The organism is Bacillus sp. FSL K6-1000, assembly GCF_038630785.1.
GTDB lineage: Bacteria > Bacillota > Bacilli > Bacillales > Bacillaceae > Bacillus > Bacillus safensis.
Window position 1 is genome coordinate 1521084 of sequence record NZ_CP152042.1, and the last position, 12418, is coordinate 1533501.

Genomic DNA, 12418 nt, shown 5'->3' on the forward strand with positions numbered 1-12418 from the left:
CTATAAGTGGCAGTAAAACCAATAGTCATACATCCGGCAGAAGTGCTTGAACAAAAGACAGAGCGTGTCGATACGTTCGATAAAAAGCTGAAAAAACTGCTGGATGATATGTATGATACAATGCTTGAGCTGGATGGAGTTGGACTAGCAGCACCACAAATCGGTGTTTCAAAAAGAATCGCTGTTGTAGATATTGGAGAAGAATCTGGCAGAATTGATTTAGTGAACCCCGAGGTGCTGGAAGTAGAAGGAAGCCAAACAGATATTGAAGGCTGCCTGAGCTTTCCATCTTTATACGGCACTGTAGAGAGACCAAACTATGTGAAGGTAAAAGCCTTTGATAAGAAAGGCAAACCATTTACAATAGAAGCAGATGGATTTTTAGCAAGAGCCTTATTGCACGAAATTGATCATTTAGACGGCATTTTATTTACGTCAAAAATCATTGAAACCTATACAGAAAAAGAACTTGCGGAAATGGAAGGGTGAAGAAAATGGCACGTATCGTATTTATGGGAACCCCTGATTTCTCAGTACCTGTGCTGCAAACACTGATAACAGAAGGATACGAAGTGGTAGGGGTCGTCACGCAGCCAGACCGCCCGAAAGGAAGAAAGCGAGTGCTCACACCGACTCCTGTGAAAGTGGAAGCCTTAAAGCACGGCATTCCTGTGTTGCAGCCTGAAAAGGTACGCTTAGATGAAGAAATTGATAAAGTGCTTGCATTACAGCCGGATTTAATCGTCACAGCGGCATTTGGACAAATTCTACCTAAACGGTTACTCGATGAACCTAAGTTTGGCTGTATCAATGTTCATGCCTCGCTCCTGCCAGAACTAAGAGGCGGCGCGCCGATTCATTATGCGATCCTTCAAGGCAAAAAGAAAACAGGCGTTACGATCATGTACATGGTGGAAAGGCTCGATGCAGGTGACATGATCAGTAAAGTAGAAGTGGAAATCGATGAATTAGACAATGTTGGAACACTGCATGACAAATTAAGTACAGCTGGTGCCGCACTGCTAAAAGATACGGTGCCAAATGTTCTGAGCGGATCTATTTCTCCGATTCCGCAAAATGAAGAAGCGGCCACATACGCGCCAAATATTAAGCGGGAGCAAGAAAGATTAGACTGGACAAAAACCGGTGAAGAGCTTTACAACCAAGTTCGCGGGCTAAATCCATGGCCAGTTGCCTATACTGAATGGAACGGTGCTCATCTAAAAGTATGGGAAGCGAAAAAGGTTCCGCTGCAAGCGCAAGAAGAACCTGGGAAAGTGATTGAGCTTCAAAAAGAAGGTCCGGTCATTGGAACGGGGAATAAGCAAGGCCTCTTATTAACAGGTGTGCAGCCAGCGGGTAAGAAAAAAATGAGCGGCGAAGACTTCTTAAGAGGCGCAAATATCGAAATTGGGCAGAAATTAGGGTTAATGAATGAAGAAAAGTAATGTGAGAGAAGTAGCGCTGGACGCTTTAATCAAACTCGAACAAAACCAAGCTTACAGTAATTTGCTTTTGCAGTCAGTCATGAAAGATAAAGACTTAGCTGACCAGGACAAACCGCTGTTAACAGAGCTTGTGTATGGTACACTGCAAAATAAGCTGGCATTAGATTATATGCTTGCGCCCTTTGTGAAAAAACCGCAAAAGGTGGCTCCGTGGGTGATGCAGCTTTTACGGATGTCACTTTATCAAATGGTGTACCTTGAAAAAATCCCAGATCGTGCAGCCATTCATGAAGCTGTCGAGCTAACGAAAAAGCGCGGGCACAAAGGCATTTCTTCACTTGTGAACGGTGTTCTTCGTTCCGTACAAAGAGAAGGCGTTCCGTCATTTGATGCGATCAAAGATCCAGTAAAGCGGCTGTCCATTGAGACAAGCCACCCATTATGGCTTGTGCAGGAATGGGCTCAGGCGTACGGATTTGAAGCGGCAGAAAACATGTGCCGCATTCATTTAGTCCCGCCAAAGCAAACCCTTCGCGTCAATCGAATGAAAACTGACCGGACGGCACTGCAGCAAAAACTAATGGATGCAGGCATTGAAACGGAGCTTGGCGACTTATCTGAAGATGCACTTAAGCTCATGAAAGGGTCCATCGTCTCAACCCCTTCTTTTCAAGAAGGCTATGTTACGATACAAGATGAAAGCTCGATGCTTGTTGCAAGAGCGCTTGACCCTCAGCCGGGAGAAACGGTGCTTGACGCCTGTGCGGCTCCTGGCGGAAAATCAACACATATTGCAGAACGTATGAATGATGAGGGGAAAATTGTTTCACTCGACTTACATGAACATAAAGTGAAACTCATCAAACAAGCAGCAAAACGTCTGAACCTTACTCACATTGAGGCAAAAGCACTTGATGCAAGGAAAGCAGCAGACTATTACAGCGAAGCTTCGTTTGACCGCATTCTCATTGATGCGCCGTGTTCCGGTTTTGGCGTCATTAGACGAAAACCAGATATGAAATATACAAAGTCACAAGAAGACTCAGAAAGGCTTGCAGCTATCCAGCAGGCCATTTTAAAGGAAGCGGCCCCGCTTTTAAAACCGGGCGGAACCCTTGTATACAGTACATGTACAATGGACCCAACAGAAAATCAACAAGTGATTCATGCGTTTTTACAAGAACACCAAGACTTCGAACCCGATCTATCTCTTAATGAACGGCTGCCTGAGCAGGTTGCTCCGTTTGTTCAAAACGGAAGTGTACAAATTCTTCCTCATTATTTCGGAACAGATGGTTTCTTTATTTGCAGCATGAGAAAGAAGGGATAAAAAATGACAGAACAAAGAGTAAGAAAAGAACTGAAGACAGAAATGCCGTCGATCTACTCATTTGAACTTCACGAAATGAAAGAATGGTTAAAAGAACAAGGCGAAAAGCCTTTCCGCGCAGCTCAAATTTTCGAGTGGCTTTATGAGAAACGTGTGACGTCCTTTGACGATATGTCTAACCTTTCAAAGGATTTAAGAGAAAAATTAAAAAATCAATTTGCGATCACCACATTAAAAACCGTGATCAAACAAACGTCTCAAGACGGAACGATCAAATTTTTATTTGAATTACATGATGGCTATACCATTGAAACAGTGTTGATGCGCCACGAATACGGAAACTCTGTCTGTGTTACAACTCAGGTTGGCTGCCGAATTGGCTGTACATTCTGTGCATCTACACTTGGCGGGTTAAAACGAAACCTTGAAGCAGGAGAAATCGTTGCTCAAGTATTGAAAGTGCAACAGGCACTTGACGAAACAGATGAGAGAGTCAGCTCGGTTGTTATCATGGGAATTGGAGAACCGTTTGATAACTTTGACGAAATGCTTGCCTTCCTTAAAATCATCAACCATGACAACGGCTTAAATATTGGCGCGCGTCATATTACAGTGTCGACAAGCGGAATCATTCCAAAGATCTATCAATTCGCTGATGAGCAAATGCAAATCAATTTTGCTGTCTCCCTGCATGCACCAAACACAGAAATCAGAAGCCGTCTAATGCCGATCAATAAGGCATATAAACTGCCGAAATTAATGGAAGCCATTGAATATTACATTCAAAAAACAGGAAGACGTGTAAGCTTTGAATACGGCCTGTTTGGCGGAGTAAATGATCAAGTTCATCATGCAGAAGAGCTTGCAGACTTATTAAAAGGAATCAAGTGCCACGTGAACCTCATTCCGGTGAACTATGTACCGGAAAGGGATTATGTAAGAACACCGAGAGAACAAATCTTCCTATTTGAAAAAACGCTGAAAGAACGCGGCGTAAACGTAACGATTAGACGAGAGCAAGGCCATGATATTGATGCTGCTTGCGGTCAGCTAAGAGCGAAGGAGCGTCAGGAAGAGACGAGGTGACGAATGTTGATAAGGGCAGCCTTTCAAACCGATACAGGAAAAGTCCGTCAGCATAATGAAGATGATGCAGGTATTTTTGAAGCAAAAGAAGACACCCTTCTAGCTGTTGTAGCTGATGGAATGGGAGGTCATCTTGCTGGTGATGTCGCCAGCAGGATGGCCGTCTCTTCTTTAAAAGAATACTGGGAAGAAACATCTTCAATCCCAGCAAAACCAGCAGAGCAAGAAAGCTGGTTAATCTCAAAAATTAGTGACATTAATGATCAAGTATATGAACATGCGAAAAACAATGAGGAGTGCCAAGGAATGGGGACAACCATTGTTTGTGCGCTCGTTCATTTGCAAACGGTCACAATTGCCCATATTGGAGACAGCCGCTGCTACTTGCTAAGAGAAGGAGCACTGACCCAGCTAACAGATGACCATTCACTTGTAAATGAGCTTGTGAAAACAGGTGAAATTTCTAAAGAGGATGCAGAATATCATCCAAGAAAAAATGTGCTGACAAAAGCATTGGGAACAGATAAACACGTTCAAATCGATGCACATACTTTTGAAGTGGACCCAGGAGATCAAATCCTGCTTTGCTCAGATGGATTATCAAATAAAGTAGAAGAAGAGAATTTGATTCATATTTTAAACCAAACGACCGCACCAGATGAAAAAGTAACAGCATTAATCCAAACAGCGAATGACAACGGCGGTGAAGATAACATTACAGCAGTATTGTTAGAAATCTCCTCCCAGCCAGAGGAGGGTGACAGCAAGTGTTGATCGGAAAACGGATCAGCGGCCGTTATCAGATTCTTCGCGTCATAGGCGGAGGCGGAATGGCAAACGTTTATTTGGCGGAGGATATGATTTTAGATCGCGAAGTCGCGATTAAAATTTTGCGCTTTGACTTTGCAAGCGATGATGATTTTATTAGACGTTTCCGGCGCGAGGCGCAATCAGCCGCAAGCTTAGATCATTCAAATATTGTCAGCATCTACGATGTAGGGGAAGAAGATGACATTTATTATATTGTCATGGAATATGTCGAGGGGATGACGCTAAAAGAATACATACACGCCAATGGCCCGCTTCATCCGAAAGAAGCCGTTCGCATTATGGAGCAAGTCGTTGCCGCAATGGAAGAAGCCCATGCGAAACAGCTCGTCCACCGGGACATTAAGCCTCACAATATATTAATAGACAACATGGGGAATATTAAAGTCACTGATTTCGGGATTGCCATAGCACTGAGCTCAGCGACCATCACCCACACAAATTCGGTCCTAGGATCCGTGCACTATTTGTCTCCAGAACAAGCACGCGGAGGTCTTGCGACGAAAAAATCAGACATCTATTCACTTGGCATTGTGCTCTATGAACTCATTTCTGGACGCATGCCATTTGAAGGGGAATCAGCTGTCAGTGTTGCGCTGAAGCATTTGCAATCAGAGCCGCCATCTGTGAGAAGGTGGAATCCTTCTGTTCCACAAAGCGTGGAAAACATCATTTTAAAGGCGATGGCCAAAGATCCTTTTTATCGATATGAAGATGCATCTGAAATGCAAAAAGATTTACAAACTGCTTTCGACCCTTCAAGACTAAAAGAAAAACGCTTTGTGATTGAAGAAGATCATGAAGCAACGAAAGCGATCCCAATCATTCAAGATCATCAAGTCGATCAAGACAATGAAAAAACAGCTGTCCATCCAGTGCAAAAACCGAAGAAAAAAGAGAAACAAAAGCCGAAAAAGAAACGGAAAAAATGGCCTTGGATTGTGGCATCCATCCTATTTATTCTGACTGCTGCGACCATTTTAGCCATCACTGTGTTTCCGGGACTGCTTTTTCCAAAAGATGTGGAAGTCACTGATGTATCTGGCATGACGATTGATAAAGCCGAGGATACCTTGAAAAACGCTGGCTTTACTGTCGCCTCTGATCCAATTGAGATCGCTGATGAAAAAATTGAAAAAGGGTTTATCGTCAAAACAGACCCGAAAATCGGCACAAAGGTAAAAGAAGGAACCGAAATTCAGCTTTATCAAAGTACGGGCAAGGAAAAGACCGAATTACCTGATGTAACAGGTGAAAAGGTCGATAAAGCAAAAGAATTATTAGAGAAAAAAGGGTTTAAGCAAGTTGTTGTGGAGGAAGTAAATGATAATGACACCGAATCTGGGATTGTCATGGAACAGAAACCTTCAGCGAGTACTGAGCTTGTGGCAGCAGATGAAGAAGTGACGTTGACGGTCAGCATAGGTCCTGCCGATATTACTTTGCGAGATTTAACGACATATAGTAAACAGGCTGCATCGAATTATTTAGAGGATAACGGATTAAAGCTTGATGAAAAAGAAGCGTATTCTGATGATGTGCCAAAAGGTGAAGTGATGAAACAGGAGCCAGGAGCAGGTACTGCTGTGAAACCAGGTGATACGGTTAAGATCACATTCTCACTCGGGCCGAAGAAAAAACCGGCTAAAACAGTGACTGAGAAGATTGCCATCCCGTATGAACCAGTAACAGAAGGGCAAGAGATGACCGTTCAGATTTCCATTGACGATGCTGAGCATAGCATTTCTGATTCATATGAAACCTTTAACATCACTGCACCAACCGAACGGACCATTAAATTTAAGATTGAACCAGGTCAAAAAGGATACTATCAAGTGACGGTTGATGATAAAGTCGTAAGCTCTAAAACAATTGAATACCCTGAAGATGAATAAAGGAGGGACTTTATGCCTGAGGGCAAAATTATTAAAGCATTAAGCGGATTTTATTATGTGCTCGATGAGTCTTTAGAAAGTGGAAAAGTGATTCAGTGCAGAGCAAGAGGTATTTTTCGAAAAAACAAAATCACACCTCTTGTTGGAGATTATGTTGTGTATCAAGCAGACAACGATAAAGAAGGCTACTTATTAGAAGTAAAAGAGCGGACAAACGAACTTGTTCGTCCGCCTATTAGTAACGTCGATCAAGCGGTGCTCGTTTTCTCTGCGACAGAACCAACCTTTAGCACATCGCTTTTAGACAGATTTCTAGTGCTTGTAGAAGCAAATGATATTGAGCCGATTATCTGTATCACAAAAGTGGACTTATTGAAAACAGATGAAGAGCGTGAAAGTATTCAAGGCTATGCAGAGGACTATCGACACATTGGATATGATGTTCATTTAACATCCACGATCGAGGGAGACGGAATTGAAAAGCTGACCCCGCATTTTCACAATAAGATCACTGTATTTGCTGGTCAGTCTGGTGTAGGCAAGTCCTCCCTTTTAAATGCGATGAGTCCTGATCTGGCGCTGAAAACCAATGATATTTCCTCCCATCTTGGAAGAGGAAAACATACGACTAGACATGTCGAACTCATTCGTACAGCAGAAGGGCTTATTGCAGATACACCAGGCTTTAGCTCACTCGAATTTACCGGCATCGAAGCGGAAGATTTAGGTCTTTACTTTTTAGAAATCAAAGAGCGGAGTGCAGATTGTAAGTTTAGAGGCTGCCTGCACGTGAAAGAGCCAGGCTGTGCGGTAAAAGATGCGGTCGAACAAGAGCAAATCAAAGAGTATCGCTATCAGCATTATTTAGAGTTTTTAACTGAAATCAAAGACAGAAAGCCGAGGTACTAAATCATGGTTTATATTGCCCCTTCCATTTTATCAGCAGATTTCGCCAATTTGGAGAAAGATATCCGTGATGTGGAACAAGGCGGAGCGGATTACATTCATATCGATGTGATGGACGGCCATTTTGTACCGAATATCACATTTGGGCCGAATGTTGTGGAAGCAATCAGACCGCATACAAAGCTGCCGCTTGATGTTCACTTAATGATTGAGCAGCCAGACCGGTATATTCCTGCATTCGCCAAAGCAGGTGCTGACATTATTTCTGTCCATGTTGAGGCTTGTCCGCACTTGCACCGAACGATACAGCACATAAAAGAACAAGGTGTAAAAGCAGGTGTCGTCTTGAACCCGCACACACCTGTTTCTCAGATTGAGCATGTATTAGAGGATGTAGACCTTGTCTTATTCATGACGGTGAATCCTGGTTTTGGCGGACAGGCGTTTATTCCTTCTGTCCTCACGAAGGTAAAAGAAGTGAAGTCCCTTAGTAAACAAAAGGGCTTATCAGACTTACTCATAGAAATAGACGGCGGTGTCAATGTAGAGACTGCAAAGAGCTGTAAAGAGGCGGGCGCTAATTTACTTGTGGCCGGCTCAGCTGTATACGGTAAAGACAACCGTGCAGCTGCTATTCAGGCCATTCGAGAAGCGTAAAAAAAGGAACCAAAGTCACTCTGATCTTTGGTTCTTTTTACATGGAGAGGAGCGTATATCATGCACATACATATCGTAGCCGGCGGTCCTTTTGAATACATTCCGCCCCTTGAACATGAAGCATCACAGGATGATATTCTCTGGGTTGGTGTAGACCGGGGAACGCTCTTTTTACTAGAGCATGGCATCATGCCTGCCAAGGCTTTTGGTGATTTTGACAGTGTGACAGAAGAAGAGCTTTGTGAGCTGAAAAAGAAATTGCCTGCCTTGAATGTATTTCAGGCTGAAAAGGATGAAACCGATTTAGAGCTTGCGCTGAACTGGGCCATGCGCCAGCATCCAGCGCATATTTACATCTACGGCATTACAGGAGGAAGGGCTGATCATTTTCTAGGAAATATTCACCTTCTATATCAAGGCATTCAGCACAAGCAGAACATGACTCTTGTAGATAAACAAAATATCATTCAAATGTTTGGGCCTGGTACATACGAAATCAAAGAAGACCCTGATAAAAAATATGTGTCGTTTCTGCCCTTTGGTACATCGGTTGAAAAGCTGACATTAAAAGGTTTCAAATATCCTCTGAAAAATTGTCATATTGAGCCTGGTTCCACACTATGTATTAGTAACGAACTCATCCACTCAAATGGTACTTTTTCTTTTCATGAAGGCATATTAATAATGGTAAGAAGCAAAGATTGACCAACCTATCAATGTGGATGGCTGATTAAGCTCAATTGTGCTGCAAGCGGTACTTTTAGGAGGGGGACAAAATGAAATTTTATACAATCAAACTGCCTAGATTTCTTGGCGGCATTGTCCGTGCGATGCTTGGTTCATTTAAAAAAGATTAATGAGTAATCTCCTTTATTTCCACATAAAAACGCCTGCTACAGTTTATTGTAGCAGGCGTTTACTCTTGCTTATACACGCTCAACTTTACCAGATTTCAAAGCTCGAGCTGATACATATACTCTTTTAGGCTTACCGTCCACTAGAATACGAACTTTTTGAAGGTTCGCGCCCCATGTACGTTTTGTAGAGTTCATTGCGTGAGAACGGTTGTTCCCAGCTTTTGTTTTTCTGCCTGTAATAACGCATTTACGTGCCATTTGTTTCCCTCCTAACTGCGAAAACATCATCATATTCTTCATATACGTACTTAGAGATGCCTCAAGATACTTTAATAATTTACCACAGCTTCAAGGGGTTTGCAAGGATTGTTTACTCCTCTTTCAAGAAAAATACCTTGACATCTTGATAAAAAATCAAGGCTATAGTATAAGTAGGATTGGGTCGGATTGAATGATTTCTTTTAAAAAGAAGGGTCTTATAGTAAAATAGTGATAACTCAGGGCAATTTCTCAAAAAGGGGGAACCAATGTGTCCATTGAACTTAGAACGAAATACGGACAAATTGATATATCAAATGAAGTCATTGCAATGGTGGCAGGAGGCGCTGCGATCGATTGCTATGGTATTGTTGGCATGGCGTCCAAAAATCAAATCAAGGACGGCTTGACGGATATTCTCCGCAAAGAGAACTTCAGCCGGGGTGTTCTTGTGCGTCAAAAAGAAGACCGCATTCATATTGATATGTACATCATCGTCAGCTACGGTACAAAAATATCAGAAGTCGCACATAATGTTCAAACGAAAGTCAAATACACGATTCATCACACAATTGGACTTTCTGTTGACTCGGTCAACATTTATGTACAAGGAGTAAAAGTTACGAACCCGTAGTAAGGAGGAAATATATTGTCTATTAGAAATCTTGATGGCCGCTCATTTGCAAAAATGATTCTTGCAGGTGCTCACCATCTTTCTCAAAACGCACAAATTGTGGATGCGTTAAATGTTTTTCCAGTGCCAGACGGAGACACGGGGACAAATATGAATTTGTCGATGACTTCAGGGGCAAAAGCAGTTGAAGAAACAAATACCGATCATATTGGGAAGGTCGGCGTGGCTCTCTCGAAAGGGTTATTGATGGGCGCAAGAGGAAACTCAGGCGTGATCCTGTCACAGCTCTTTAGAGGTTTCAGTAAACATATTGAACAAAAAGAAACGATTGATGCAAAAGAATTTGCTCTTGCCTTACAGGCGGGTGTTGATACAGCATATAAAGCCGTGATGAAACCAATTGAAGGAACCATCTTAACGGTTGCAAAGGATGCAGCAAAGAAAGCGGTTGCTGTTTCAGCGGCAGAAGATCAAATTGACCGCGTTCTAGAGTTAACGATTGAGGAAGCAAGAGCATCACTTGATCGAACGCCAGATCTGCTTCCTGTCTTAAAAGAAGTGGGTGTTGTCGATAGTGGAGGTAAAGGACTTCTATGCGTATATGAAGGTTTCCTTGCTTCATTAAGAGGAGAAGAGCTTCCTCCTAAAGCTGCTTCTTTACCGACGCTAAAAGAACTTGTCAGTGCAGAGCATCATAAAAGTGCGCAAAGCCATATGAACACAGAAGATATCGAATTTGGCTATTGTACTGAATTTATGGTGAAATTTGAAGAAGACAAACAGTCCTTTGATGAGAATGCCTTCAGAGAAGACTTAAGTGAATTCGGAGATTCACTTCTTGTAGTGTCTGACGATACACTTGCGAAAGTTCATATTCATGCAGAGCAGCCGGGAGATGTTTTATCATATGCACAGCGCTACGGCAGCTTGATTAATATGAAAATTGAAAACATGAGAGAGCAGCATAGCTCAATCGTAAACGAAGAAAGAGAACATGCACCTGCTGCACCAAAAGCACCTGCTGCACCAAAAGCACCTGCTGCTGAAAAACAGCGCTTTGGTGTCGTCAGTGTCGCAATGGGAGAAGGAATTGCTGACTTGTTCAAAAGCATCGGAGCTTCCGTCGTCATTGAAGGCGGGCAGACGATGAATCCGAGCACAGAAGACATTGTCACAGCAATAGAAAGCGTACATGCCGAAACCGTCTTTATCTTACCTAATAATTCTAATATTGTCATGGCAGCTAAACAGGCGGCAACTGTCTCAAACCGTGAGGTCGTTGTCATTCCGACGAAGACCGTTCCTCAAGGAATGTCGGCACTTCTTTCTCTCAATGAAGCAGCTTCAAATGAAGATAACGAAAGAGCGATGCTAGAAGCGATTGACCATGTGAAAAGCGGGCAAATTACCTTTGCAGTGAGAGATACCCAAATTGATGGAATCGACATTGCGAAAGGTGACTATATGGGTCTGTTCAACGGGAAAATCACCTTAACAGCGAAAAATCAATTAGATGCAGCAAAAGAACTTCTCGCCAAAATGGTGACAGAAGATGATGAGATTGTCACCATCATTAAAGGGGAAGATGCATCATCTGATGAAATGGATGCGTTACAAGCCTTTATTGAAGAAACATTTGAAGATGTAGAAGTTGAAGTCCACGATGGAAAACAGCCGCTTTATTCATATATTTTGGCGATTGAATAACGAAAGAAGGGCAAATAAAGCCCTTCTTCTTCTTTTGCAATTTTTTACTAGCCATTCCACGGTGAAATGAGTTGCGGGAAACGAATGAATCCATTAGTCTAAAGAAAGAACCAAACCATACGTGAGTGGTGATGAGAGGGGAAGACCTATGAAATTTAGAAGTGTGTTTGATATTATTGGACCTGTCATGATTGGGCCATCAAGTTCGCACACAGCGGGTGCGGCTCGTATCGGGAGAGTAGCTCGCAGCTTATTTGGAAGAGAGCCGAAACGAATTGTCGTTTCATTTTATGGTTCCTTTAAAGATACGTATAAAGGGCATGGTACAGATGTCGCCATTATCGGCGGTGTTCTTGACTTTGATACATTTGATGAACGAATCAAAACAGCGATCGATATTGCTAAAAGCAAAGAGATCGATATTGAATTTAAAGAAGAAGAGGCAGTGCCGGCGCATCCAAATACAGCAAAAGTAGAGATTTCAGATGCGAACGGAAGCCTTGAATTAATCGGCATTTCCATCGGCGGAGGTAAAATTGAAATCACAGAATTAAATGGCTTTGAGCTCAGGCTTTCAGGGAATCATCCTGCCATTCTTGTGGTTCATAACGATCGCTACGGGACGATTGCGGCAGTTGCCAATGTATTAGCGAAATTCGCCATTAACATCGGTCATATGGAAGTAGCGCGTAAAGATGTCGGGCAAGAGGCACTGATGACAATTGAAGTGGATCAAAATATTGACCCAGCTGTCCTATCAGAGCTTGAAACGCTGCCAAACATTATTCAAGTCACACAAATTGCAGAGTAAC

The 12418-nt window shown here is 42.6% G+C and carries 14 protein-coding genes; 13 read left to right on the plus strand and 1 reads right to left on the minus strand.

The annotated features are described in order from the left end of the window. Positions 1-6: 6 nt before the first annotated feature. From def to spoVM, 10 genes are all read left to right on the plus strand, one after another. A complete protein-coding gene (gene def / locus MHI46_RS07720; protein ID WP_039178446.1) occupies positions 7-489 on the plus strand; it encodes a peptide deformylase in 483 nt (160 codons plus the stop codon). Positions 490-494: 5 nt separating this feature from the next. After that, positions 495-1448: a methionyl-tRNA formyltransferase gene (fmt, locus tag MHI46_RS07725; RefSeq protein WP_342503206.1), complete on the plus strand. Its 954-nt coding sequence runs from the start codon at positions 495-497 to the stop codon at positions 1446-1448. After that, positions 1435-2778, plus strand: a complete 1344-nt coding sequence (gene rsmB / locus MHI46_RS07730) for a 16S rRNA (cytosine(967)-C(5))-methyltransferase RsmB (protein ID WP_251180736.1) — start codon at positions 1435-1437, stop codon at positions 2776-2778. Before fmt ends, rsmB begins: the two co-directional genes overlap by 14 nt. Positions 2779-2781: 3 nt before the next feature. After that, positions 2782-3864, plus strand: a complete 1083-nt coding sequence (rlmN, locus tag MHI46_RS07735; RefSeq protein WP_251180737.1) for a 23S rRNA (adenine(2503)-C(2))-methyltransferase RlmN — start codon at positions 2782-2784, stop codon at positions 3862-3864. Positions 3865-3867: 3 nt separating this feature from the next. Further along, positions 3868-4638 (plus strand): Stp1/IreP family PP2C-type Ser/Thr phosphatase, encoded by a 771-nt coding sequence (locus tag MHI46_RS07740; protein WP_029706534.1) that lies wholly within the window; start codon positions 3868-3870, stop codon positions 4636-4638. Then, complete coding sequence (gene pknB, locus MHI46_RS07745; RefSeq protein WP_342503207.1) at positions 4632-6587, plus strand: Stk1 family PASTA domain-containing Ser/Thr kinase; 1956 nt, start codon at positions 4632-4634, stop codon at positions 6585-6587. The genes MHI46_RS07740 and pknB overlap by 7 nt, the downstream gene beginning before the upstream one ends. A 12-nt stretch (positions 6588-6599) precedes the next feature. Continuing rightward, complete coding sequence (gene rsgA / locus MHI46_RS07750; RefSeq protein ID WP_342503208.1) at positions 6600-7496, plus strand: ribosome small subunit-dependent GTPase A; 897 nt, start codon at positions 6600-6602, stop codon at positions 7494-7496. Positions 7497-7499: 3 nt separating this feature from the next. Further along, on the plus strand, positions 7500-8150 hold the full coding sequence (gene rpe / locus MHI46_RS07755) for a ribulose-phosphate 3-epimerase (protein ID WP_058837718.1): 651 nt from the start codon (positions 7500-7502) through the stop codon (positions 8148-8150). Positions 8151-8210: 60 nt separating this feature from the next. Next, positions 8211-8855, plus strand: a complete 645-nt coding sequence (locus tag MHI46_RS07760) for a thiamine diphosphokinase (protein WP_058837717.1) — start codon at positions 8211-8213, stop codon at positions 8853-8855. A gap of 71 nt (positions 8856-8926) precedes the next feature. Next, positions 8927-9007 carry a stage V sporulation protein SpoVM gene (gene spoVM, locus MHI46_RS07765; RefSeq protein ID WP_008354550.1) on the plus strand — a complete coding sequence of 27 codons (81 nt, stop codon included), beginning with the start codon at positions 8927-8929 and terminating at the stop codon, positions 9005-9007. Positions 9008-9076: 69 nt separating this feature from the next. Here the strand turns inward: spoVM and rpmB are convergent, their stop codons facing one another. Continuing rightward, positions 9077-9265 carry a 50S ribosomal protein L28 gene (rpmB, locus tag MHI46_RS07770; protein ID WP_003212514.1) on the minus strand — a complete coding sequence of 63 codons (189 nt, stop codon included), beginning with the start codon at positions 9263-9265 and terminating at the stop codon, positions 9077-9079. A gap of 271 nt (positions 9266-9536) precedes the next feature. Here rpmB and MHI46_RS07775 point away from each other — a divergent pair, with 271 nt between their 5' ends. From MHI46_RS07775 to sdaAB, 3 genes are all read left to right on the plus strand, one after another. Then, positions 9537-9899, plus strand: coding sequence for an Asp23/Gls24 family envelope stress response protein (locus MHI46_RS07775; RefSeq protein ID WP_008344871.1), 363 nt, complete (start codon positions 9537-9539; stop codon positions 9897-9899). Between the two features lie 15 nt (positions 9900-9914). Continuing rightward, entirely contained in the window at positions 9915-11606 is a 1692-nt protein-coding gene (locus MHI46_RS07780; protein WP_342503209.1) for a DAK2 domain-containing protein, read from the plus strand. Positions 11607-11754: 148 nt separating this feature from the next. Further along, on the plus strand, positions 11755-12417 hold the full coding sequence (gene sdaAB, locus MHI46_RS07785; RefSeq protein ID WP_024424201.1) for an L-serine ammonia-lyase, iron-sulfur-dependent subunit beta: 663 nt from the start codon (positions 11755-11757) through the stop codon (positions 12415-12417). Position 12418: the final 1 nt, after the last annotated feature.